The organism is Helicobacter sp. MIT 01-3238 (assembly GCF_003364135.1).
GTDB lineage: Bacteria > Campylobacterota > Campylobacteria > Campylobacterales > Helicobacteraceae > Helicobacter_B.
This window is the reverse complement of sequence record NZ_NXLN01000055.1, coordinates 1-1,282: the sequence shown is the minus strand read 5'-3', so window position 1 is coordinate 1,282 and position 1,282 is coordinate 1. Positions and strand designations below refer to the sequence as shown.

The window sequence follows — 1,282 nt, the reverse complement described above, 5'->3', positions numbered from 1 at the left end:
TGTTAGGTATTGCTTAGATTGCAAATATGTCTTGGTGCTAGCTACACCGATATTATTTATGGTATTTGCATATATAGATAGAGTATTTAGGGCATAAATGCTGCCTTGTGTATTCTCTAAAGTATCTACCCTCATAGAGAGTGTATTGCCTGCATAGATAGTTGAGCTAGTGTTTGTGATAGATTTTGCAAATATGCTTAGAGTGCTAGAAGCATAGAGCGAAGCAGTAGTGCTAGAAGTAGTGTGTGTAGTGTCAGTGATGTTTGTAGTATCTGTGGGATTTGTAGTGGGATAAGATGTGGTATCAGTGGTATTATATGGGGTAGTGTTTGCTGTATTTGTGGTGCTTATAGTGCTTTGAGTATTTGTGGAATTTTTAGTATCTTGGGTGCGCTGTAAAGTGGCATATATGGTGGGAGCTATGCTAGCTGCGTGATTTGTGGTGTTTGTGTTGTCTGTGTGAGTTATGCTATGGGCTATGGTATTTGAGTTTGATTGATTAGAATCATTAGATATATGTGATTGTGTAGCATTATGTGAGTAGAGTGCTTTACTTATCTGCTTGGTTTGATTGGCGGATTGGTTTGCTTGATTTACTTGATTTGCCTGATTTTCTTTTGTTGTTTGTGTTGCCTGATTTACTTGTGCTGTTTGATTTATTTCGTTTGTTTTTGTGGCGATGGATAATCTACCATTTATATCAATATAAAATCCATTATCGCCCTGTGTGTTTGAAGGAAGTGTAGCCATAGTGCCACTATTTTGCACCAAAGAGTGCTCATCACTTGCAATTAGATAGATAGAGTTTGCAAACACTCCTCCTAGATAAGCAATATCAAGGGCTAGGACTTCATTTGTGCTATTTGGCTGTGGTGCAATCTCTTGTGTGGATTCTTGATTAGATTTTTTGCTATTTTGTGGATTTGCATTAGCTTGCAAGCTTGGTTGCGCATTTGGATGCTGATTTCTTTGCAAACTTGTTTGTGCGGTATTTGATTGTGTGCTACTTTGCGGGCTTGTGCTAGTTTGCGGGCTTGTGCTAGTTTTGTCATTTATGGTATTTTTTGCATTTGGTGTGTTTGCTATTTGCAATGGTTGCCAAAGAAGCAACGCCCCCTTATCACTCAAAGATATATCATTGCTTCCTAGCAGTATGGAGAGATTATTCGCATAAAGTGCTTTATTGATTTTTAGGGATTTAGATAGAAGTGTGAGTGTGGTAGTGTTGCTAGCATTTAGTGAATCAATATTGATATGTCCTTTTTGCACTCGCAAAGATAGA

Annotated in this window: 1 protein-coding gene; it reads right to left on the bottom strand. The window is 37.9% G+C overall.

Translation table 11 applies throughout. From position 1 onward, the window contains the following. Positions 1-1,282, bottom strand: a 1,282-nt coding sequence (locus CQA40_RS11360) for a hypothetical protein (protein ID WP_181882934.1), incomplete at both ends; no start/stop codon positions are given.